This window comes from Microbacterium sp. BWR-S6Y (genome assembly GCF_041379845.1).
In the GTDB taxonomy this organism is placed as follows: domain Bacteria; phylum Actinomycetota; class Actinomycetes; order Actinomycetales; family Microbacteriaceae; genus Microbacterium; species Microbacterium hydrothermale.
In genome coordinates, this window is the sequence record NZ_JBFECV010000001.1 from 291,476 (window position 1) to 313,841 (window position 22,366).

Here is a 22,366-nt window from a genome sequence, read left to right on the forward strand (position 1 = left end):
GTCCTCCCGGCGCGGAGCGGGCGGCCGTACCGGCGCGCGGATCGACTCGGCGCGGCTCAGTCCGTCTCGGCCCAGATCGCCACGAGCGCGCTCTGCAGATCATCGATCGACGCACCGTGCTCGCGCGCCAGATCGACGAGGGTGCGTGCGCGCGCGACCACCGGACCCGGAAGCGGCGAGGCGTCGTCGGCGACGCGTGTCCCCCCGCCGGTGCGGGTCACCACGAGCCCCTCGCTCTCGAGGTGACGGAACGCCCGCGCGGCGGTCCCCACCGCCACGCCGAAGTCCGCCGCCGTCTGACGTACCGTCGGCAGCCTCTCCCCCCGACCCAGGGAACCGCTGACGATGAGCCCCCGGAGCCGCTCCACGATGATCGCCGAGGTGACGGCATCCTCCGTCGGACTCATCGGACCGGCGTCTCGGGGCGCGGGCGCATCGGCATCCGAGGTCCGAAGAGCTGCGGGGGGAGAGTTCCCGCAGCGAGACCGAGCAGCAGAACGACAGCAGCCACCGAGAGGAGCCAGCCGGCCCCCTCGAAAGCACCCGCGAAAGCCGCGTAAGGGGTGCCCCAGGTGAAGTCCCCCACCCCGGGGATGCCCGCCCCGACGCTGCCGAGCCCCACCCGTCCGAGGAAGTGGAAGACCTCGCCCGCGGCGAGCGCGACGGATCCGACGGCGACGGACACGACGGCGTCGGATGCCGCCCGCCGACGGAGACGCTCGTCGGCGACCCCCGCCTCGGGGAAGGGCGGTGCGGCGATGCGGCGCAGGCGCGCGCCCACGACCCCCGCCAGGAGGGCCGTCGCGAGGAGGACGGGCAGACCGTACGCCCACCCGTAGAAGCTCGTGGTCCCGCCATCACCGAAGACGAGCAGGGCCCATCGCCCGGCCTCGTCCGCAGAGGAGGCGAGCCCCGCGCACACGGTCGTGATCGTGAGGACCCCGCCGAGGGCGACGGCGACGCGCAGCAAGCGAGGATCCGTGAAGCTCGACCACGACCGCCGCACTCCCACCGCGGTCGGTGCGCCCGTCCGTCGCGTTCCGGTTCGGCGGGGTTCCGGACGGACGCAGAGAGCGAGAGCCCCCGCCGCGATCGGCACGGCGAACGCCCACCAGGCGATGCTCGGATCGTCGACGAGGAGTCGGCGGACGAGGTGATCGAGCCCCCACACGAGGACGACGGAGAGGGCGCCCGCACGGACGGCGTGAGACGCCGCGGGGCGATCCGTCTCTCCTCGACGTCGCGTGCGCACCAGGATGGTCGCCACCACGACCGCCACGACGAGGACGCCGATCGGCTCCCCCACGATCAGCGGCGCGCGTTCCCACATCTTCTCGAGCATCGAGTCCCCCTTTTGTACTCCCCACCGGATACAAGTTATTTGTATCAGCATCAAAGCACAAAGAGAAGCGCGCAGTCGCCGCGAGCTCAGACCACCTGACGCGAGCGTCGGCGCCGCACCTCGGCATCCGCCCTCGCGACCGCCACCGCGCACAGCCCGCGCGCAACCGGGAAGATGCCCGCCACCCAGACGAGGGATGCCAGAGCGTCGCCGAGGTAGTGCACTCCCTCGACCACGACGGCGGCGATCATGCACGCCACGAGGAGCGCCCCCGGCGCGATCACGAACGCTCGCCATCGCGTCCCCCACGCCAGGTACGCGCACGTCACGACGAACGCTGCGGTGAAGGCGACGTGACCGCTCGGGAACGAGGCGTCGACGGCCTTTCCGACGGTCGCCATCGCCGCCTCGCTCAGACCCGGTCGCGGACGGTCGACGACGAGCTTGATCGCCTCGGCCGACCCCCACGTCAGCGCGATCGTCCCGAGGAAGACGAGGGCCTGCCGCCACGACCGGGTCAGCCCGGCGACCACTCCCGTCGACACGAGCATGAGGAGCGCCGCGGGCACCGGTTTCAGGGCGAGATAGAGGGCCTCCGCGAGCGGTGCGAGAACGCCGTGCCGGAGGTGATGGATCGCCGTCGAGGCCGCGGCGTCGAGATTCGTGAAGCGCAGCACGAACCCCACCAGCACGAGGCCGAAGACGGTCGCGACGGCGATGAGGGCGGCGCGGCGCAGCCGCGCGGGAGGGGTCGTCAGCGGGGAGCCGGACCACGCAGGAGGAGGAGTCACGACGGTGATCGTCCTCCTCCGATGTTCAGAATCCGCCGAGTCCCCCGCCGAGCGGAGATGGGGTGAGGTCGCCCGCAGTCGCTCCCACCGATGCGCGCCGCGACGACGAAGGGCCGCGGACGCCTCGCGTCCACGGCCCTTCGTCTGCGTCGCGTCAGGCGACGGTGAAGACCACCTCGACCTCGACGGGGCTGTCCAGCGGCAGCACCGGCACACCGACGGCCGAGCGGGCGTGCGCCCCGGTCTCGCCGAAGACCTCGCCCAAGAACTCGCTCGCGCCGTTGATGACGCCCGGCTGCCCGGTGAAGTCGGGGACGGATGCCACGAACCCGGTGAGCTTGAGCACACCGGTGAGGTTGTCGACGCCGCCGACCAGCGCCGCCGCAGCCGCGATCGCGTTCAGCGCGCACTGACGCGCGTACCCCTTGGCATCCGCCGGGACGACCAGGCCGTCGCCCTCGCCGACCTTGCCCGTGGCGGGGAGGCTGCCCGAGACCATGGGGAGCTGGCCGGAGGTGTAGACGAGGTCGCCGTGGCGCTTCGCGGGGATGTACGACGCCACCGGCGGCACAACCGCGGGGACCTCGACGCCCAGTGCGGCGAGGCGCTCCGAGACGCTCACTGCTGGCCCTCGAACTGGCGCGCGGCGGCCTCGGCCGCACCGAGACCGGCGTTGGCGGACCCGCCGCCCACGGGGCGCTTGAAGTAGGCGACCAGGCCGCCCTCGGGGCCGGTCACCACCTGGACGAGCTCCCAGCCCTGCTTGCCCCAGTTGTTGAGGATCGCGGCGGTGTTGTGGATCAGCAGCGGCGTGGTGAGGTATTCCCACGTGGTCATGTGACGGCTCCCGGCGGTCGCCGCGCACGAGGGCCTCGCGCGCGGAATCGGATAGGTGCGCGCGCGAGCGCACGCCTTCGAGGCATCGCCCAGCAACGTCGCTTAGCATCAACCCTATGCCCGAGAACAAACGAACGGCTAGCGGTGCCCTCGGCGGCATCGTCGGCCTCGTCGGCCTGAGCGCGGTCGCCGGACTCCTCGTCACCGCCGCCGTGACGCCGGCCATCGCCGTCTCCGGCGCCGCCGCCTCCAGCGCCATCACGATCTTCGACAAGATGCCGAGCTACCTGCAGCCCGACGAGCTCATGCAGCCGACGACGCTGATGGCCGGCGACCAGGTGCTGGCGAAGTTCTTCGACCAGAACCGCTCCCCGGTCACCTTCGACCAGGTCAACCCGGTCATGTACGACGCGATCCTGTCGTCGGAAGACCCCCGCTACTACCAGCACGGCGGCGTCGACCTCATCGGAACGACCCGAGCCCTGCTCAGCAACGCCTCGGGCGGCGAGACCCAGGGTGGCTCCTCGATCAGCCAGCAGTACGTGAAGAACGTGCTCGTGCAGCGCTGCGAGCGCGACGCCAAGGCCGTCGACGCGACCGACACCACTCCCGCCATGACGCGCGACGAGGCCCTGCAGAAGTGCGCCCTCGAGGCCATCCAGTCCGACGGCGCCGCGGGCTACCAGCGCAAGCTCCAGGAGATGCGCTACGCCGTGCAGCTCGAGAAGGAGTACACGAAGGACCAGATCCTTCTCGGCTACCTCAACATCGCGAACTTCGGCGGGGTCACCTACGGCATCGACGCCGCAGCCAAGCGCTACTTCAACGTCCCGGCCTCGCAGCTGAACATCGGCCAGGCCGCGGTGCTCGCGGGAATGGTGCAGAACCCCAACCGGTTCCGCATCGACATCCCCGAGGGATCGATCAACGACGGCGAGACCGCGTGGAACAAGGCGCCCGACGGCTCGATCGACGACGTCGACCAGAGCACGATCCAGGCCCTGTACACGCTCCGCGACAACGGCGAGATCACGCAGGAGCAGCTCGTGAACGCCGCCGACGGCTACAGCGAGACGAAGGGCCGTCAGCTCTACGTGCTCAGCCGCATGGAGGCCGACGGCAAGATCACGCACGAACAGTACGTGCAGTTCGCGATCGAACCGATCACGCCGTCGATCACCTCGACCGACCAGGGCTGCGTCGTCTCGGCCGCTCCGTACTTCTGCCAGTACGTGGTCGCGACGATCCTGAACGACCCCGCCTTCGGCGCCGAGACCGACGACCGCGTGCGCGCCCTGCGCCAGGACGGTCTGACCATCCAGACCACGCTCGATTGGCGTGTCCAGGATGCCGCGCAGCAGGCGATGAACGACAACGCGCCGGCCATGTACCCCAACATGGACTTCGGCTCGACCGCCGTCAGCCTCGAGGCGGGCACCGGTCGCGTCCTCGCGATCGCGCAGAACACGAAGTTCACCCAGGACCCGGCGCAGGCGGAGGCGGATCCGTCGTACAACTCGATCGTCTTCGCCGGCGACAGTACGTTCGGCGGCTCCGACGGCTTCAACGCCGGATCGACGTTCAAGTTGTTCACCCTCGTCGACTGGGTCGAGAAGGGGAAGTCTCTCAACGAAACGCTCAACGGTCGCCTCGGACCCGTGCCGAACATGAAGAACTCGTGCACCGGCGACTGGATCAACGCCGGCAAGGTCACGATCAACAACTTCGGGAACAGCTCGGGCTACGTGGGCACCCCGATGCGCTTCACGCGCGACTCGCTCAACACGGGCTACCTCGCGATGGCGTCCGAGCTCGACCTGTGCGACATCGCCAAGACGGCGAAGAAGCTCGGCGTCACGCGCGGCAACGGCACCGACATCGATATGGCCGTCGCCAACAACGTGATCGGAAACGACCCGGTCTCCCCGCTGGCGATGGCGGGCGCCTACGCCACCGTCGCCAACGGGGGCACGCACTGCCAGCCGAAGGTGATCGACAAGGTCACCGACAGCGACGGCGCCGAGCGCCAGACCCCCGTGCGCGAATGCCAGCCGGCGCTGACCGCCGATGTGGCCGCCGCGGTCGGATACGCACTGCAGGGCGTCATGGCCAGTGGTGGAACCGGTTCGTCGGCGAACCCGGGCGACGGCACCCCCGTCCTCGGCAAGACCGGTACGCACGAGGGCTGGAACACCTGGATGATCGAGTCCTCGACCAAGGTCACCACCGCGGTGTGGGTCGGCAACTGGCGCGGCATCGAGACCCTGTTCGGCAAGTACTCGAACGGCCAGCAGCTGTCCGACATGCGCTACTCGATCGCCAGGGCGACCCAGCGCGCGGCCGACGAGTTCTACGGCGGCGATCGCTTCCCCGATCCGCCCTCGAGCTCGCTACGCACGCAGCAGCGCGATCTGCCGAACGTCGTCGGTCAGTCCATCGACAGCGCCCGGTCGACGCTCGAGAACGCGGGCTTCCGCGTCTCGATCGGCGACCCGGTCGACGCCGACTTCGGAAACGATCGCGTCGCGGCGCAGAACCCCGGCGGCGGATCCGCCCCGGCCGGTTCCGTCATCACGCTGAACCCCGGCAACGGCCAGGGCGGGACCGTTCCCGACGTGGCCGGCCAGCCGGTCAGCTCGGCGCGCGCGGCGATGCTGTCCGCGGGCTTCGGCACCGTCTCCATCGGTTCGTGCTCGAAGGACGAGAAGGCTCCGGCGGAGGGACAGGTCGTCTCGACCAACCCGGCCGGCGGCTCGTCCGCGAACAAGAACACCAACATCACTTTGACGATCGTCGCGAAGGACTGCCCCTCGTGACCCGTCCCGTGGTGAAGGCCGCCCTCGCGCCCCTCGGGGTCGCGGGGGCGGCCGCCGTCGGGGCCGCCGTGTGGGGAATGGGGATCGAACGCTACCTGTTCACGGTCCGCTACCACGCCCTGCGCGTGCTGCCGAAGGGCGCTGAGCCCGTGCGCGTCCTGCACGTCTCCGATGCCCACATGGCGCCGTGGCAGCACCGCAAGCAGGAGTGGATGGCCCGACTGGCGGAGCTCTCCCCCGACCTTGTGATCAACACGGGCGACAACCTCGGGCACCGCGACGGGCTCACCGGCATCCGCTCCGCCCTCTCGCCCCTCCGCGGCGTTCCGGGTCTCGTGGTGCACGGCTCCAACGATTTCCAGGAGCCCGCGCCCCGCAATCCGCTGCGCTACTTCCTCGGCCCCTCGGGCAACCTCCCCGCGCACAAGCACCTCGACGTCGACGCGCTCGACCGGTTCTTCACCGACGACCTGGGGTGGCACGTCCTCGACGACACCGCGGTGTCGGTAGAGGTCAAGGGGATGCGCGTGACCGCGTTCGGCGTCAACGACGCCCACCGCAAGTGGGACAAGCCCGAGTTGATCCCTCCCGTGCTGGCATCCCTGCCGGCGGCGGACCTCACCCTCGGCGTGATGCACGCCCCCTACACCCGCACCCTCGACACGTTCGTCGACTTCGGGGCCGACGTCCTGCTGGCGGGTCACACGCACGGCGGTCAGGTGCGCGTGCCGTTCAGCCGCAAGGCCCTCGTGTCGAACTGCGACCTGCCGCTGGACCAGGCGCGCGGTCTCAGCGAGTGGTCCTCGGGCGGACGCCGCGTGCCGCTGAACGTCAGCGCAGGCCTCGGGCACTCGATCTACGCTCCGGTGCGCTTCGCGTGCCGCCCCGAGGCGAGTCTGCTCACGCTGCTCCCGCGCTGACCACTCCTCCCCCGCCCGGATAGGGGCCGATCCATCCACGGATCGGCCCCTTTCGCGCTTTCCGCCTTCCGCGCTTCCCCGACGATCGAAGTCCTCGACCGAAGGGAAGACTCATGCACCGTCCACCGTCGCCACCACGGCGGCTGCCCGCCGCCCTCCTCCTGCTCACCGTCCTGATCGGCACGCTCGCCGGCGGCCCGGCCGCCGTCGCCGCCGACCGCGGCACCGGTTTCGGCACCTGGGCGCCGCTGTCCCGCACGGGATGGCATGGATCCATGCGCGTCGGAGACGTGCACACGTACTGCATCCATCCGGGGCTCCCCGTGGCGACGGATGCGACAACCGATCACGGCACCTCGAGCGACGTCAACGGACTCACTCCCCAGCAGCTCGTCTCGATCAACTACCTCGTGACCGCCTACGGCCAGACCGATGACCCGGTGCAGGCGGCGAGCGTGGGCTGGGCGGTCAAGGCGATCGTCGATCGGCAGACGACCCTGCATTCGTGGGGCTACGAGGGGGACGACCTCGCCGGTGCGATCGACTTCATCATGCGGCGCGCGAGCCCCGAGAACAGCAGCGCCGTCCAGGAGCGCGCGCAGCGCTATCTCGCCGAGGCCGAAGCGATTCCCGTTCCGCGCACGAGCGGGTCGCTGACCCTGACCACCGACGCCGACGACCCCACGAAGGGCGCGCTGACCGTCGACATCGACCCTGCCGCGACGGGCTCCGTCCACCTCGAGAACGGCGTCTTCGCCGACACCGGCTCCGCCGTGCGCGAGAACGTCCGAGCCGGGGACACGTTCCCGATCGTCGCGCCCGCGGCGGCGTCCGTCGACGGCCGACCGTACGTCGTGCGGGCTTCGGGCTCGTTCACCGTCCGCGCGGCGGCCATCCGCTACTTCTCGACACCGGGACAGCAGGAGTCCGCGGGGCCGGCCGCCCCCTGGACCTTCGACTTGTCGACCCAGGATGCCGCCCCCCGCCCGGTGCGCTTCTCCCCGCGCATCCGGACGACGGCGCGCCTCGTCGACGGGGCGTTCGTCGACGAGGTGACGGTGAGCCCCCTCGAGGGCGTGTGGCCGCGTCGGAGCGACGGATCGTTCACGACCCTCACGGCCACGGCCGACGTGTACCGCACGAACGCGTGGCCTGCCGAGTCCGACGAGATCCCCGCGAACCTCGCGCCCATCCTTCAGCTCACCCTGCGCACCGACCCGACGGTCGGACCGGGGACCTATACGGTGCAGGCACCACCGCTTCCCGGGCCGGGCGTGTACACGGCGGTGTGGCGGATCGAGCGCGCGGAGCAGACACCGGATGACGCGCCGTTCCTCGCCCCGGGCTACCGCTGGGTGGAGCGATTCGCGTCGCCGTCGCAGACGGAGCAGGTCGCTCCCGTGGCGCCGACCGCGAGCCCGACCCCGACAGCCCCCGCCGCCCCGCTGGCCTCGCCCTCGCCGCCCGTCCCTGTCCCTGCGGCCGCGACAGTCGCGTCCCTCGCCGCGACGGGAATCCCCGGGATGGCCGCCGTGAGCGGCATCGGAGTGACTGTCACGGCGGCTGGCGCGGGCGTTCTCGCCTGGGCGGTCGCACGTCGTCGACGGATGCCGACATCCTGACTCGGGTGGCGGCGATCCGCTCGTCAGCGGGTCGTCGCCACCCGAGCGACAGTGCTCGTATTCGGGACGCGGCGCGCCCGGAGCGTCCCGTGGTTCGGAGCATGGCCCGCGACAGGGTAGACTTTTCAAGTTGCAACGGGGTGTGGCGCAGCTTGGTAGCGCGCGTCGTTCGGGACGACGAGGCCGCAGGTTCAAATCCTGTCACCCCGACCATCGCATCACCGAGAAGGGCTTCCGCAGAGCGGGAGCCCTTCTTCGTTTCCCCGACTGCAGGTGAGCGGCGCAACGCCGCCGAGCGGGAGCCCTTCCCCGTTTCCCCGGCCGCAGGCGAGCGGCGCGACCCCGCGTAGCTCCGGCGACCTCCCCGCCCGTCCCCGCCCGTCCCCGCCCGCGGGATCGTGGACACCCGGCATCGCGCTCCGCGGCGACCTCGGAGATCCGCACGCCCCACCGCGGTGCGCCGAAGGCGGCACGAACGAAAGCGCCCCCGGAGCCTTCCGAAACGGGAAGGCGCCGGGGGCGCTGACTCAGAGATGCTTAGCGCGTGGCGCGACGCACCTTGCGGTAGCCGAGGGCACCGAACCCACCCAGCATGAGGGCGAGAGCGCCCCACGCGAGGGGAGCCACGTCACCCATACCGGTGTTGGCCAGTCCGCCACCGTTGCCGCCGCCGGGGTTGCCACCGGGAGCGGGGGTGCCGCTGGGCGAGGGCGCGGGAGCGGCGGCGACCGAAAAGCTCACCGACGCGGAGCTCGAGACACCGTCGACCGTCTGGGTGGCGACCACGGCGTAGTCACCGGGGGCCAGGGCGTCCTTGAGCACGACCGACCACTTGCCGTCCTTGACGACCGTCTCGCCGACCTTCGCGTCGTTGATGGTCACCGTGATGTCGGCGCCGGTCAGGCCCATACCCGTGATGGCGGTGGGAACCGCGGCGCCGCTGTACGACTCGCCGTCCTGGATGCCGGTGATGACCGGAGCCGAGGGGGCGACGGTGAACTCGACGGTGGCCGCGGCCGAGGTCTGGCCGTCACGCGCCTGCGTGGCGGTGACGGTGTACTGACCGATGCCCAGGTCGGTCTCGACCGACCAGGAGCCGTCCTCGGCGACCTTCGCGGAGCCCGTGACGTCGCCCGTCAGGGTGACCGTCGCGCCGGCGAGGCCGGTGCCCGAGATGGCCGTGAGCTCGTTCTCGACCGTGGAGCCGTTGGCCGGCGTCGTGATGACCGGGGCCTCGGCCTTGACCTCGACGGAGGCGTCGACCGTGGCCGAGGTGTTGTATCCGCTGACGGAGGTGAGCGAGAAGGAGTAGGTGCCGAGCTTGTCGGGAGCGGGGAAGCTCCAGTTGCCCGAACCGTCGACGGTCACGTCGAAGGAATCGCCGTTCGAGGGCTTGACCTTCAGCGTGGTGCCCACCTGAGCGGTACCGGAGATGACGCCGCCGACGCCCACCGTGCCGCCGTCGGCGGGGGTGGTGAGGGCGGGAGCGTCGATCTTCAGGGCGACGGTGTAGCCGTCGGTGCGAGCAAGCCCTGCTTGCAGGTCGGCAACCCACATGAAGTCGCCGCCCGGGGTTCCTGTCGCGGGATCGGGGTCGTTTCCACCCGAAACCACACCGACGGCGGTGTTGCCCTGGAAGACAGCCCCACCCGAATCTCCGCCGAGGACCATGTTGTAATCGCCGACGACACTGAACCCGTACACCCAACGCCCGCTGACTTCGGCCCAGCCCTCAACCGACTCGACGGTGCCCGACGTCAGTCCGGTCGTTCGCCCCGACTTGGAGGCAGGAGCGTTCACCTGCGCCTGACCGATGGCCTTGACGGCGATCGTCGAAGCCGCCAGGTCGTTCGACGAGGCAGTCGTCCAGTCGGTGATCTCGGGTTTCAGAGTCAGTTCGGAGTTGGTCACATCGATCGCAGAAATGTCTACCGAAGACTTGTCGCCGTCGGCGCCGACTGAATTGCCGGGGCCACCATACTGCGAGTAGGCGACTGTGCCGAGAGGGGCCAATTCCTTGGGCGTCGTGCCGCCTGCGGCGGTGTCGTTCGCGGGGGTGGTGAGAAGCGACTTGATGGCTGTGCCGTCGACAGTGCAGTGTCCGGCGGAGATGACGGCGGGCGCGCCCTGAGGGCTCCAGCCGGCGTAACCAACCGAGCAGAGGAAGCCGCCCTGACCACCATTCGGGTCGGGGGAGTAGTAACCTGCGCCACCGACCACGTCGGTGGCGGCCAGTGCCCTGATGGGCGTTCCAATCGACTTCACGATGACGTTTGACTTCGACTCCAGGAAGTCTCGCGTCTGACCGCCGAGCTCGCTTTCCTCACCGGCTGTGTAGACGACGACGTTGCCGCGGCCGTCCTTGGCAACGGCCTGGATTTCGTCATCTGCACTCAGCAACTGCTGCGCCGTCGCATCGAACTCCGCGCCCACCGTTGGTGCAGTCGACGTGTCGTCGTCGGCGAAAGCCACCGTGGGGACCAGCAGACCGGATGCGCTGAGTGCGATGGCTGCGGTCGCGCCGCCCCATCCCATGCGCGTGGTGTTTCGTGTCATCGTCTCATCTCATGTGGGTCGTGGAAAACGCACAATGTCGTAGACGGGGATCGCGATAGGGCCCCCACCCACCTCACAGCGTCGCGCCTACCCTACGACAACCTGACAATCCCGTATGAAGAAGATTTCGTATTCCGATGTAAATGAGGAGAATCTCATGTTGCGCCGTGCGTTCGCTGTCGTCGCTCTTATCGCCGTGGGTTGGGGTGCTACTGCCTGCGCCGGTTCGGCAGCTGACCCGGAGAAAACATTCGAGTCCGGACGATGGGAGGGTACCGGGCCGGAATATCTATCTCTGAGCGACGGCAAAGTGAGCGGAAACGATGGATGTAATGGGATCGGCGGCCGTTATACCGAGCAAGGTGGCCGCATCTCCATCACGATGGGCCTCTCGACCAAGATGGCGTGCCCAGAAGTCGACACGTGGCTTCGCGGCATTGCAACCGCGACCGTCTCCGACGACACGATGACCGTCTTCAACCGGAATGGCGATCAGATCGGCACGTTGACGCGCGCCGGGTGACTGTGCGTACGCCCCCTGAGCCGAGACGCATGGCGTCGCGCCTCTGATGCGATCGTGGTCGCCGCGCGGACCGCGCGTGTTTCGCATCCCTGCCCGCCTGTTTCACCCGCGGATCACGGCTGTCGAGGGTCGGTAGAATCTCACGGAGCCCGCCCCAGTGGCGCCCGCACCCCGCACGCATCACGTGCGTGGCCCCCACCCCACCTCGCAGGAGCCCCGTGTCCAACGCCTCGCCCCGCCTCGTCGCCTTCGACCTCGACGACACCCTCGCGCCGTCCAAGTCGGCCATCGACCCGCGCATCGGCGAACTGCTCCTGGCGCTGGCCGCGCGCGTCGAGGTGGCCATCATCTCGGGCGGTCAGCTGCAGCAGTTCCGCTCTCAGGTGGTCGAGCGCCTGCCCGAGGCGTCGCCGGAGCTCCTCGCGCAGTTCCACCTCATGCCCACCTGCGGAACGCAGTACTACCGGCTCACCCCCGCCGGCATCGAGACCGTGTACGCCCACTCGCTCACCGACGACGAGAAGCAGCGCTCCCTCACCGCGGTGCGCGAAGAGGCCGAGCGCCTCGGCCTCTGGGAGGCCGAGCCGTGGGGCGACATCCTCGAAGACCGGGGGTCGCAGATCACGTTCTCCGCCCTCGGCCAGTCCGCCCCGCTCGACGCGAAGATGGCGTGGGACCCCACGGGTGAGAAGAAGAACAGCCTCCGCGAGGCCGTCGCCGCGCGCATCCCCGACCTGGAGGTGCGCTCGGGCGGATCGACCTCGGTCGACATCACCCACCGCGGGATCGACAAGGCCTACGGCATGGGCAAGCTCGCCGAGACCACCGGTATCCCCCTCGACGACATGCTCTTCGTCGGCGACAGGCTCGATCCCGACGGCAACGACTACCCGGTCCTGGCCATGGGCGTGACCTGCCAGGCCGTGCACGGCTGGGAAGACACCGCGGCCTTCCTCGAGCAGCTCATCCCCACGCTCCCGGAGCGCGCGCAGGCCTGAGGGCTCGATCGCTCTCGGGTCGAGCCCGTCGACCCGAGAGCGTCAGAGGATCTTGCCGATCGGTTCGCGTTTCTCGGCCTGGAACCGGTCTTCGGTGCGTCCGTACGCCCAGTAACCCGACAGCGAGACCTGGGCGCGCTCGAGTCCCCACCGGGTGAAGACGATGTCGCGCAGCGCCTTCATCGCCTCGCGCTCACCGTGCGCGAACACCTGCCCACGGCCGTCGAGCGGATGCCACCCGGCCACCGCCTCCGCCAGAACCGGCGTCGCGCCGGCCGGCGCCTCCCCGCGGTAGACCCACGTGACGACGACCCCGGGAGGCGCGCTCAGCGGCACCTGCTCCCCCACGGACTGCACCTCCAGGAACGCCGCACCCACGGCATCCGGGGTCAGCGCCTCGAGGGAGGCCGCGATGGCCGGCAGAGCCGATTCGTCGCCGGCGAAGAGGTGCCAGTCCGCCGCGGGGTCGGGGGTGTAGCCTCCCCCGGGCGAGGAGACCACGAGCCGGTCCCCCGGCTGCGCCGCCGCGGCCCAGGGGCCGGCGAGACCCTCGTCGCCGTGCACGACGAAATCGATCGTGAGCTCGTCGCCGGAGACGGCGCGCACGGTGTACGTGCGGGTGACGGGGAGGTCGCCGGGGGCGAGCGTCTCGCGCAGGGCGGCGAGGTCGTACGGCGGCTCGAGCCCCAGTTCGGGCTTGGCGAAGGTGATCTTGACGTACGCGTCGGTGTGCGGGCTCTCGCGGAACGCCGACAGGTCGGTCCCCCGCGCGCGGACGCGCACCAGGTGCGGGCTCAGGCGCTCGGTCCCGACGACGTGGAGGACGTGCTGCGGGCGGGGCGGGCGGGCGGGACGATCGGTCACGGGGCTTCCTCTCGGGAGGGCGGGGATGCGCGCACGGCGGCGCGCGCGGCGTCGCCGATCGCGTCGTCGGCGGGGTCGGAGGGGCTCAGCGCCTGCGCCACCTCGGTGTAGTAGTCGGTGATGTGGCCGCGCACCCGCTCGCGCGCGTCGTCGGCGTCGCCGCGGGCCACGGCGTCGACGATGCGCCGGTGCTCCTGCCGCAGCCGGTCGGCCGTCCGCGTCCAGGAGCCCAGTCGCGCCGCGCCGGCCTGCGTGTACGCCTCGATCGAACTGCGCAGGCCCGCCATCATCGCGGCGATCACCGCGTTGCCCGACGCTTCGGCGAGCGCCTGGTGGAAGCGGGCGTCGAGGGCAAGGAACTCGTGGGGGGCGAGGTCGGCGGCATCCATCGCGTCGAGGATGCCGACGATCTCGGTCAGGTCCGCGTCGGAGCGTGCGAGCCGCTCGACGACGTCGCCCTCGAGCACGACGCGCGTGCGCACCACGTCGCTGAGGGGGAATCCGTTCGCCGCCACCTGCAGGCGCAGGAACGCCGCGAGGCCCCCGCGCGGCGTGGTGACGATCATCGCGCCCGCGGACGGTCCCGAGCCGGTCGCCGTCCGCACGACACCGAGCACCTCGAGCACGCGCACGGCCTCGCGCACGCTCGAGCGCCCGACGCCCAGCTGGACGGCGAGCTCGCGCTCGGGCGTCAGCCGGTCGCCCGGGCCGAGACGACCGTCGCGCAGATCGCCCTCGATGCGCTCGAGTACGATCTGCCAGGCCCGCGGCGCGCTGTTCGGCATGGGGTCCCCTCCGTCCGGCGCGCGTGGATGTGGCCGGACCACATCACCCTACGCGCGCGCGATCACGCCTCGGCGGTGGTGGCGTACCCCGCGGGGTTCTTCGTCTGCCAGTTCCAGTAGTCGCGGCAGGCGTCGTCGATCGAGAACCGCGTCCGCCATCCCAGCACCTGGGCGGCCTTCGCGGGGTCGCAGTAGGTCGCCGCGACGTCGCCCGGACGGCGGTCGAGGATCTTCTTCGGCAGCTCGTGACCCACGGCCTTCTCGAACGACGCCACGAGCTCGAGCACGCTCACGGGGCGCCCGGTGCCGAGGTTGAACACCTGGTGCCCCGGCTGCGCCTGCTCGAGGGCCGCGACGTGCCCCTCGGCCAGGTCGACGACGTGGATGTAATCGCGCAGGCCCGTGCCGTCGGGGGTGTCGTAGTCGTCGCCGAAGACGCCGATCTCGTCGAGCGAGCCGATCGCGACGCGCGAGACGAAGGGCATGAGGTTGTTCGGGATGCCGGCCGGGTCTTCGCCGATGAGACCCGACGCGTGCGCGCCCACCGGGTTGAAGTACCGCAGCACCGTGACGTTGAGCTCCGGGTTCACCCGGGCCACGTCGGCGAGGACGACCTCGTTCATGCGCTTGGACTTGCTGTACGCGTTCGACAGGTCGACGCTCGTCGTGGACTCCTCGGTGAACGGCAGGTCGTCGGGGTCGGAGTAGACCGTGCCGGTGCTCGAGAAGACGAACGACCGGATGCCGCGGGCGATGCCCACCTTCAGCAGCGTGAACGTGGTGTCGAGGTTGTTCGAGTAGTACGCGAGCGGCTTCTGCGTGCTCTCGCCCACGGCCTTGAACGCCGCGAGGTGGATGATCGCGTCGATCGGCCCGTGCTCGTCGAACACGCTCGTGACCACGCCCTCGTCGGCGGCGTCGCCGACGACCAGCGGCGCGGGCTTGCCGGTGATGCGCTCGACGCGCTCCGCGGCGACGGCGTGGGTGCCGGAGAGGTCGTCGAGAAGGACGACGTCGTGGCCGGCCTCGAGGAGGGCGACGGCCGTGTGGGTTCCGATGTAACCGGCACCGCCGGCGAGGAGGACGCGCATACCTCCAGGCTATCGGTCAGCGCCGACATCGCCGGAGCGTCCGCCGGGCCGAGGCCGGTGCGCGGTCGGCGCGGGGCCCGGTCGTTCGAACGCGAGACGGCATCCCGCTGACATCTCGGCGGCATCCTGCAACCGACTCGTCGGCTACGTGCCGTCTCGACGTCGACGCGGGCCGGGTGAGGCGGGCGGGCCGAGTCCTCGGGACGACTCAGCGACCGTCGAGACGCCCGCCGGACTCGCGCAGGTAGCAGGCCGCGCACATCGATTCATAGGTGACCTCGCCCGCGATCTGCCCCTCGTCGATCGCGACCTGGTCGCCGTCGAAGACGAAGCGCCCGCCGACGAGCCGGGCGTTGAAGATCGCCTTCCGCCCGCACCGGCAGATCGTCTTGAGCTCTTCGAGGCTGTGCGCGATCTCCATCAGGCGCGCCGACCCCGGGAACGCCTCGGTGCGGAAATCGGTGCGGATGCCGTACGCAAGGACCGGGATGCCGTCGAGCACCGCGATGCGCAAGAGGTCGTCGACCTGCTCGGCGGTGAAGAACTGCGCCTCGTCCACGAGCAGACACGCGACCGGGGCGTGACCGGCCGCCGCATGGAACGTCTCGCGCAGGTCGTCGGACGCCCCGACGAGGAAGTCGACCGGTCGTGTCACGCCGAGGCGGCTGTCGATCTGATCGGCGCCCTTGGTGTCGATCTCGGGCTTGGCCAGCAGCACGCGCTGACCGCGCTCCTCGTAGTTGTACGCCGCCTGCAGCAGCGCGGTGGACTTGCCCGAGTTCATCGCGCCGTAGCGGAAGTACAGCTTCGCCACGCGGGCCTCAGGGGTTGATCGCGAGCGCGCGAGCCGTGGCGTCCAGCTCTTTGCGAGCCATCTCGGGCTGCGTGTTCAGCGACTCGCCGTAGCTGGGGATGAGCTCGCGCAGACGCGGCTCCCACTGCGGCATCCGCTCGGGGAAGCAGGTCTTGATCAGGCCCAGCATGATCGACACCGCGGTCGAGGCGCCCGGCGAGGCACCCAGCAGACCGGCGATCGAGTGGTCGGCCGCGGTGACGACCTCGGTGCCGAACTGCAGCACGCCGCCCTTGTCCTTGTCCCGCTTCATCACCTGGGCGCGCTGACCGGCGTCGAGCAGCTCCCAGTCCTCGTCCTTCGCCGTCGGCATGAAGTCGCGCAGGCTGTCGACCTTCTTCGAGTGGGTCTTGAGCAGCTCGCTGACGAGGTACTTGATCAGGCTCGGGTTGTCGACCGCGACCTTCAGCATGGGCCCGATGTTGTGCGGGCGCACCTGCGTCACGATGTCGAGCATCGAGCCGTTCTTGAGGAACTTCGGGCTGAACGTGGCGAACGGGCCGAACAGCAGCGACGACTCTCCGTCGATCACGCGCGTGTCGAGGTGCGGGACCGACATGGGCGGGGCGCCGACCGACGCCTGGGAGTAGACCTTGGCGCGGTGCTTCGCGACGATGTCGGGGTTGGAGGTCTTGAGCCACTGCCCGCCGATCGGGAAGACGCCGTAGCCCTTGATCTCGGGGATGCCGGAGCGCTGCAGGAGCTTGAGCGCCCAGCCGCCCGCGCCGACGAAGACGAACTTCGCGTTGATCGAGCCGGGGGTGCCGCCGATCACGTGGCGGTAGAACACCTCCCACGACCCGTCCTTCTGCTTCTTCAGCTTCTTGACGTCGTGGTTGGTGACGACCTCGACGCCCTTCTCGCGCAGGTTCGCGAACAGCTGGCGCGTGAGCGAGCCGAAGTCGACGTCGGTGCCGGCGGGGACGCGCGTGGCGGCGAAGGGCTCGCCCTTGCGACGCTTCTGCATGAGCAGGGGCGCCCATTGGTTGATGACGCGCGAGTCCTCGGTGTACTCGATGCCCGCGAACAGCGGCTGCTGCTTGAGCACCTCGTAGCGCTTGCGGAGGAAGGCGACGTCTTTCTCGCCCCGCACGAACGTCATGTGCGGGGTGGCGTTGATGAACGTCGAGGGCTCGTCGAGCACGCCCTCGGCCACGAGCGAGGCCCACAGCTGGCGGCTCTGCTGGAACTGCTCGTTGATCGTCACCGCCTTGGCGGGATCGATCGAGCCGTCCTTGCCCTCGGGGGTGTAGTTCAGCTCGCACAGCGCCGCGTGACCGGTACCGGCGTTGTTCCACGCGTTGGAGCTCTCCTGCGCGACGTCGCTGAGGCGCTCCAGCACCGCGATCTTCAGATCGGGCTGGAGGTCTTTCAGCAGCGTGCCGAGAGTGGCGGACATGATGCCGCCACCGATGAGGAGAACATCGACGTTTTCAGTCACCCGTCGATTCTAGGTGCGGGCCGTGAGGTGTCTCGACATCGAGAGATCGGTCGGTTCGATGTCGAGACACCTCGCGAGCGGCATCCGGATGCCGTGTCTCAGGCGGTCGCGAGACGCTTCTGCGCGACGAGCTCGGCGATCTGCACGGCGTTCAGCGCGGCTCCCTTGCGCAGGTTGTCGTTGCTGATGAACAGCACGAGACCCTTGCCCTCGGGCGCCGACTGGTCGGCGCGGATGCGGCCGACGTAGCTGGGGTCGGTTCCCGCCGCCTGCAGCGGAGTGGGGACCTCTTCGAGACGCACGCCGGGGGCGTCGGCGAGGAGCTCGCGGGCGCGCTCGGGGGTGAGGTCGCGGGCGAACTCGGCATTGATGCTCAGCGAGTGTCCGGTGAAGACGGGGACGCGCACGCAGGTGCCTGCGACGCGGAGGTCGGGCAGCTCGAGGATCTTGCGGCTCTCGTTGCGCAGCTTCTTCTCCTCGTCGGTCTCGTTCAGACCGTCGTCGACGAGATTGCCGGCGAAGGGGATGACGTCGAACGCGATCGGGGCGACGTACTTCTCGGGCTCGGGGAAGTCCAGGGCCGAGCCGTCGCGCACGAGGCGCTCGACGTCGCCCTGCGCGAGCACGCCCTCGACCTGGCCGAGCAGCTCCTGCGCCCCGGCCAGCCCCGAGCCCGAGACGGCCTGATAGGTGCTGACGATGAGGCGCTCGAGGCCCGCCTCGGCGTCGAGGACCTTCAGCACGGGCATCGCGGCCATGGTCGTGCAGTTGGGGTTGGCGACGATGCCCTTGACGGCCTGGTCGATCGCGTGCGGGTTGACCTCGCTCACGACGAGGGGGACCTCGGCATCCATGCGCCACGCGCTGGAGTTGTCGATGACCAGGGCGCCGGCCTCGGCGAAGCGGGGCGCGTGCGCGCGGGAGCCGGTGGCCCCGGCGGAGAACAGCGCGACCTCGACGCCGGCGGGGTCGGCCGTGGCCACGTCTTCGACGATCACGGAGTGCCCGCCGAAGTCGATCGACGACCCAGCCGAACGCGCCGTCGCGAACAGGCGCAGCTCGCGGATCGGGAACGACCGCTCGGCGAGGATCTCGAGCATCACGGTGCCGACCTGGCCGGTGGCGCCGACGACGGCGAGGGAGATTCCGGAATCGGAGATGCGGGTCATGCGAGGTCCTCGGGTGTTTCGGGTGGCGGATGCCGCGAACGCGGCGTTCGGGTCAGGGTAGCGCGAGTGGCCGTGGGGCTGCCGACGGCGGAGACACGGCGCAGGAAGATTGACGGTTCCGCGCGGGTGCGCGGCCGCATTCCGCCGCTCCGGAGGCCGCCCGCCGGAAAACTCCTGCGTCGTGTCACGCGCGGAGCGGTCAGCTCAGCGCGGCAGCACCGAACGAGACGCCGAAGCGTTCGCACCACAGGTCGACCGTGCGGAAGCTCGACAGATCGACCTCGGCCGGGATGTCGTAGAGCTGGTCGCCGAGATTGCCGCGCAGGGGCCCGAGGTCGACGTGATCGTAGGACGCCGCCGTGTACCACCCGTCGCGGCCCTCGACCACCGGTCCGGCGCTGAGCCACACGTGCACGTCGGGCCCGTTCGAGGTCTCCAGTCCCACGAGCGCCACCTGGCGGGTGCCGTCGGGATTCTCGATGACGCGGACCGATCCCGACGTCTCGTGTTCATGACTGATCAGCGATCCCGCGAGGAGGTCCCGGGGGGCCGCGGGTGCGGCGGGAGTCGCGTCCTCCACCGTCGGTTCGGCCATCTCCACCGGCTCGACGATGTCGGGCGCCGTCGTCTGCGATGACGGGATGCGATCGGCCACGCGCACGTCGACGAACAGCAACCAGGGCTGGAAGAGCACAGCGCCCACGACGAGGACGATCACAGCGCCCGCGCCGCCGACCACCCACGCGACCGTCCGCCGTCGCGTCGTCCGCCGTCGCGCCATCGCCGTCTCCGCTCGTCGGCGACGACGCTAGACCGCGTCGCTGGAGATCGCCTGCGAGGGGCGGGTCAGCGACCGGTGCCGGCGTGCACGGTGGCCTCGGCGTCGCCGTCGAGACCGTACGCCGTGTGCACGAGGCGGGCCGCCTCGGCGAGGTCGACGCCGCGCACGACCACCGAGATGCGGATCTCGGAGGTCGAGATCATCTCGATGTTGACCCCGGCCATGCTGAGCGCCTCGAAGAGGGTCGCCGAGACGCCCGAGTGCGTGCGCATGCCCGCGCCGACGACCGAGAGCTTGCCGATCTGGTCGTCGTGGACGAGGCTCTCGAACCCGACCTCGGCCTGCTCCCCGGCGAGCGCCTTCAGCGCCGTCGTGGCATCGGTCTTGGGAAGGGTGAACGAGATGTCGGTGCGGCCGGTGGCGGCCGCCGAGACGTTCTGCACGATCATGTCGACGTTGGCGCCGGACTTCGCGACGATCTTGAAGATGTCGGCGGCCTTGCCGGGCACGTCGGGCACGCCGATGACGGTGATCTTCGCCTGGCTGAGGTCGGTGGCGACGCCGGCGACGATGGGCTCTTCCATGGTGGCTCCCTCGGGGACGAGCGGGGATTTCTTCGAGGCGTCGAGCACCCAGGTGCCCTCGCTTGCGCTGAACGTGGATCGCGCGTGGATCAGCACGCCGTGACGGCGGGCGTACTCGACCGCGCGGATGTAGAGCACCTTGGCGCCGTTCGCGGCGAGCTCGAGCATCTCTTCGCTGCCGACGCGGCCGAGCTTGCGCGCGAGCGGGACGACGCGGGGGTCGGCGGTGAAGATGCCGTCGACGTCGCTGTAGATCTCGCACACGTCGGCCTCGAGCGCCGCCGCGAGCGCGACGGCGGTGGTGTCGGAACCGCCGCGCCCGAGGGTGGTGATGTCGCGGGTGTCGCGGTTGAAGCCCTGGAAGCCGGCGACGATGACGATGGCGCCCTCGTCGAGGGCCTCGCGCAGGCGCACCGGTGTGACGTCGACGATGCGGGCGGCCCCGTGGGTGGCATCCGTGATCATGCCCGCCTGGCTGCCGGTGAAGGAGCGGGCCTCGAAGCCCATCGAGTGGATCGCCATCGCCAGCAGCGCCATCGAGATCCGCTCGCCGCTGGAGAGCAGCATGTCGAGCTCGCGGGGCGCGGGGATCGGGGCGACCTGGCCCGCGAGATCGAGCAGCTCGTCGGTGGTGTCGCCCATCGCGCTGACGGCGACGACGACCTCGTGACCGGCACGACGGGTGTCGACGATGCGCTTGGCGACGCGCTTGATGCTCTCGGCGTCGGCGACGGACGAACCGCCGTACTTCTGGACGATCAGAGCCATGTGGAGAACTCCCGGAGGGGTTGTGCGTCGGAGTGTCACGACGCCGGCGCTCGAGCCGCGCCCGTGGATCATCCTAGAGGCGCGCGCATACCTCCTCCGCCATGCGCGAGCGCACCGGCGCCCGTCGGCGTCGCGGATAGGATCGACGGGTTCCACCCCCTCCCCCTGGAGCGTTCGGATGCCGCTCACCCCCGGCCGTTGGCTGTCGTCGCTGCGCCGACTCGTCCACGCCGACGAGGCGACGTCGCTCGACACGACCCTGCTGCCCGTCATCGACGAGGCGCTCGCCACGCGCATCCTCGACCTCGCCATCCGCATCGGCGAGACGATGCTCGTCGTCGGCGCGCCCGCGAACGAGGTCACGCTGACGATCGTGCGCGTCTGCGGGGCGTACGGGCTCGACCCGGTGCACGTCGACGTCACCTACAACTCGATCACGATCGCGCACAGCCGACCCAGGGCCAGTCACCCCACCACCCTGTTGCGGGTCGTGCGCGGCTCCGTCCCCGACCACGCGAAACTTCAGCGGCTCCAGGCCCTCGTGACCGAGATCACCGGCGGGCTCGCCCTCGACGACGCGATCGCGCGCTGCCGCGCCATCCGGCGCCTGCCGTTCCGCTACCGACCGGCGATCGTCGTCGTCTCGCAGGCCTCCCTCGCGGCGGGGGTCGCGATCATGTTCGGCGCCAACTGGCTCGCGCTGGTGCTGTCGTTCATCGCCGCGGCGCTGGCCGCCACCACCCAGTACCTGATGGCCCGCGCGCGCGTGCCGTACTTCTTCGCGCAGATCGCCGGCGGCTTCGTCCTCACCGTCGTGGCGGCGCTGTCGCCGCTGCTGCGGTACACCGGCATCGAGGCGGCGGCCGCGATCAGACCGTCGGTGATCGTGGCATCCGGGATCGTGCTCATGCTCGCCGGGCTCACGGTCGTGGGAGCGGCGCAGGATGCCATCGACGGTTTCGCCCTGACCGCGACGGGCCGCATCCTCGAGCTGACGACGCAGACGCTCGGCGTGGTGCTCGGAATCCTCGCGGGACTCGAGACCGTGCGGGTGATCGGGCTGGGGATGTCACCGCCGTCGACCGCCCTCCCCCTCGGACCCGTCGTCCTGCAGTTCGTGGGCGCCGCGGTGATCGCCGTCGCCGTGGCGGTGTTCAACGGGGCGGGGGCGCGCATCATCCTCGTCAGCGCCGCTCTGAGCCTGGTGGCGTGGGCGGGCTACGTCGCCGCGACGGGGCTCGGCTTCGAGGTCGCGGCGGCGAGCGGGGTGGGGGCGTTCATCGGCAGCTTCGTCGGGATCGTGGTCGCCTACCGTCTGCACGTGCCGTCGGTGGCCATCACCACGGCCGCGATCCTGCCGCTCGTCCCCGGAGCGGCGGTGTTCCGGGGTCTGCTCGGCATCGTGGAGTCCGGCGACGACCCGGCGGTGCTCATGACCGGAGTCACCACCCTCGCCGGCGCGGCGACCATCGGCATCGCGCTCGCGGTCGGCGCCTCGCTCGGCATCTACCTGGGTCAGCCGGTGCGCGCGACGCTGTCGAGCGTCACGCGCGTGCGAGCGCGCGCGCGGCGGTAGAGCCGCACATCGCGGCGGCGGTGCGAGCCCCAGAGCGGGAGAGCGCGGC

At 70.4% G+C, this 22,366-nt stretch carries 20 protein-coding genes and 1 tRNA gene; 7 read left to right on the plus strand and 14 right to left on the minus strand.

All coding sequences use genetic code 11. From position 1 onward, the window contains the following. Positions 1-56: 56 nt before the first annotated feature. The 5 genes from AB1K56_RS01360 to AB1K56_RS01380 all read right to left on the minus strand — a co-directional run bounded on the left by AB1K56_RS01360 (position 57) and on the right by AB1K56_RS01380 (position 2,970). A complete protein-coding gene (locus tag AB1K56_RS01360) occupies positions 57-407 on the minus strand; it encodes a GntR family transcriptional regulator (RefSeq protein ID WP_371204207.1) in 351 nt (116 codons plus the stop codon). Next, entirely contained in the window at positions 404-1,342 is a 939-nt protein-coding gene (locus AB1K56_RS01365; RefSeq protein ID WP_371204208.1) for a hypothetical protein, read from the minus strand. The genes AB1K56_RS01360 and AB1K56_RS01365 overlap by 4 nt, the downstream gene beginning before the upstream one ends. An 86-nt stretch (positions 1,343-1,428) precedes the next feature. After that, positions 1,429-2,133: a phosphatase PAP2 family protein gene (locus tag AB1K56_RS01370; RefSeq protein WP_371204209.1), complete on the minus strand. Its 705-nt coding sequence runs from the start codon at positions 2,131-2,133 to the stop codon at positions 1,429-1,431. Positions 2,134-2,287: 154 nt separating this feature from the next. Next, complete coding sequence (locus AB1K56_RS01375; RefSeq protein WP_371204210.1) at positions 2,288-2,755, minus strand: RidA family protein; 468 nt, start codon at positions 2,753-2,755, stop codon at positions 2,288-2,290. Continuing rightward, complete coding sequence (locus AB1K56_RS01380; RefSeq protein WP_108317699.1) at positions 2,752-2,970, minus strand: hypothetical protein; 219 nt, start codon at positions 2,968-2,970, stop codon at positions 2,752-2,754. Before AB1K56_RS01380 ends, AB1K56_RS01375 begins: the two co-directional genes overlap by 4 nt. Positions 2,971-3,086: 116 nt before the next feature. Here AB1K56_RS01380 and AB1K56_RS01385 point away from each other — a divergent pair, with 116 nt between their 5' ends. From AB1K56_RS01385 to AB1K56_RS01400, 4 genes are all read left to right on the plus strand, one after another. Continuing rightward, a complete protein-coding gene (locus AB1K56_RS01385; protein WP_371204211.1) occupies positions 3,087-5,786 on the plus strand; it encodes a transglycosylase domain-containing protein in 2,700 nt (899 codons plus the stop codon). Beyond that, the gene (locus AB1K56_RS01390) at positions 5,783-6,706 is read left to right on the plus strand and encodes a metallophosphoesterase (RefSeq protein ID WP_371204212.1); all 924 of its coding nucleotides are present in this window, start codon (positions 5,783-5,785) and stop codon (positions 6,704-6,706) included. The genes AB1K56_RS01385 and AB1K56_RS01390 overlap by 4 nt, the downstream gene beginning before the upstream one ends. Before the next feature lie 113 nt (positions 6,707-6,819). Beyond that, positions 6,820-8,328 (plus strand): hypothetical protein, encoded by a 1,509-nt coding sequence (locus AB1K56_RS01395; RefSeq protein ID WP_371204213.1) that lies wholly within the window; start codon positions 6,820-6,822, stop codon positions 8,326-8,328. A gap of 136 nt (positions 8,329-8,464) precedes the next feature. Next, positions 8,465-8,541, plus strand: a tRNA-Pro gene (locus AB1K56_RS01400). A 324-nt stretch (positions 8,542-8,865) separates the two neighbouring features. Here the strand turns inward: AB1K56_RS01400 and AB1K56_RS01405 are convergent. Next, positions 8,866-10,884, minus strand: a complete 2,019-nt coding sequence (locus AB1K56_RS01405; RefSeq protein WP_371204214.1) for a hypothetical protein — start codon at positions 10,882-10,884, stop codon at positions 8,866-8,868. A 115-nt stretch (positions 10,885-10,999) separates the two neighbouring features. Here AB1K56_RS01405 and AB1K56_RS01410 point away from each other — a divergent pair, with 115 nt between their 5' ends. Together AB1K56_RS01410 and AB1K56_RS01415 are read left to right on the plus strand one after the other, a co-directional pair. Then, positions 11,000-11,407: an META domain-containing protein gene (locus AB1K56_RS01410; protein WP_371204215.1), complete on the plus strand. Its 408-nt coding sequence runs from the start codon at positions 11,000-11,002 to the stop codon at positions 11,405-11,407. Positions 11,408-11,625: 218 nt separating this feature from the next. Next, on the plus strand, positions 11,626-12,405 hold the full coding sequence (locus tag AB1K56_RS01415; protein WP_371204216.1) for an HAD-IIB family hydrolase: 780 nt from the start codon (positions 11,626-11,628) through the stop codon (positions 12,403-12,405). Between the two features lie 42 nt (positions 12,406-12,447). Here the strand turns inward: AB1K56_RS01415 and AB1K56_RS01420 are convergent, their stop codons facing one another. From AB1K56_RS01420 to AB1K56_RS01455, 8 genes are all read right to left on the minus strand, one after another. Beyond that, positions 12,448-13,269, minus strand: a complete 822-nt coding sequence (locus AB1K56_RS01420) for a siderophore-interacting protein (RefSeq protein ID WP_371204217.1) — start codon at positions 13,267-13,269, stop codon at positions 12,448-12,450. Further along, entirely contained in the window at positions 13,266-14,054 is a 789-nt protein-coding gene (locus tag AB1K56_RS01425) for a FadR/GntR family transcriptional regulator (RefSeq protein ID WP_371204218.1), read from the minus strand. Before AB1K56_RS01425 ends, AB1K56_RS01420 begins: the two co-directional genes overlap by 4 nt. A gap of 62 nt (positions 14,055-14,116) precedes the next feature. Next, a complete protein-coding gene (gene galE / locus AB1K56_RS01430; protein ID WP_371204219.1) occupies positions 14,117-15,145 on the minus strand; it encodes a UDP-glucose 4-epimerase GalE in 1,029 nt (342 codons plus the stop codon). A 208-nt stretch (positions 15,146-15,353) separates the two neighbouring features. Continuing rightward, complete coding sequence (locus AB1K56_RS01435; RefSeq protein ID WP_136586695.1) at positions 15,354-15,959, minus strand: thymidine kinase; 606 nt, start codon at positions 15,957-15,959, stop codon at positions 15,354-15,356. 7 nt (positions 15,960-15,966) lie between these two features. Then, the gene (locus AB1K56_RS01440) at positions 15,967-17,439 is read right to left on the minus strand and encodes a malate:quinone oxidoreductase (RefSeq protein ID WP_371204220.1); all 1,473 of its coding nucleotides are present in this window, start codon (positions 17,437-17,439) and stop codon (positions 15,967-15,969) included. 98 nt (positions 17,440-17,537) lie between these two features. Then, on the minus strand, positions 17,538-18,608 hold the full coding sequence (locus AB1K56_RS01445; RefSeq protein WP_264631309.1) for an aspartate-semialdehyde dehydrogenase: 1,071 nt from the start codon (positions 18,606-18,608) through the stop codon (positions 17,538-17,540). 199 nt (positions 18,609-18,807) lie between these two features. Beyond that, complete coding sequence (locus AB1K56_RS01450; protein WP_371204221.1) at positions 18,808-19,389, minus strand: DM13 domain-containing protein; 582 nt, start codon at positions 19,387-19,389, stop codon at positions 18,808-18,810. A 65-nt stretch (positions 19,390-19,454) separates the two neighbouring features. Continuing rightward, on the minus strand, positions 19,455-20,741 hold the full coding sequence (locus AB1K56_RS01455; protein WP_076676959.1) for an aspartate kinase: 1,287 nt from the start codon (positions 20,739-20,741) through the stop codon (positions 19,455-19,457). A 178-nt stretch (positions 20,742-20,919) separates the two neighbouring features. Here AB1K56_RS01455 and AB1K56_RS01460 point away from each other — a divergent pair, with 178 nt between their 5' ends. Further along, positions 20,920-22,317, plus strand: a complete 1,398-nt coding sequence (locus AB1K56_RS01460) for a threonine/serine exporter ThrE family protein (RefSeq protein WP_371204222.1) — start codon at positions 20,920-20,922, stop codon at positions 22,315-22,317. The last annotated feature ends 49 nt before the right edge of the window (positions 22,318-22,366 follow it).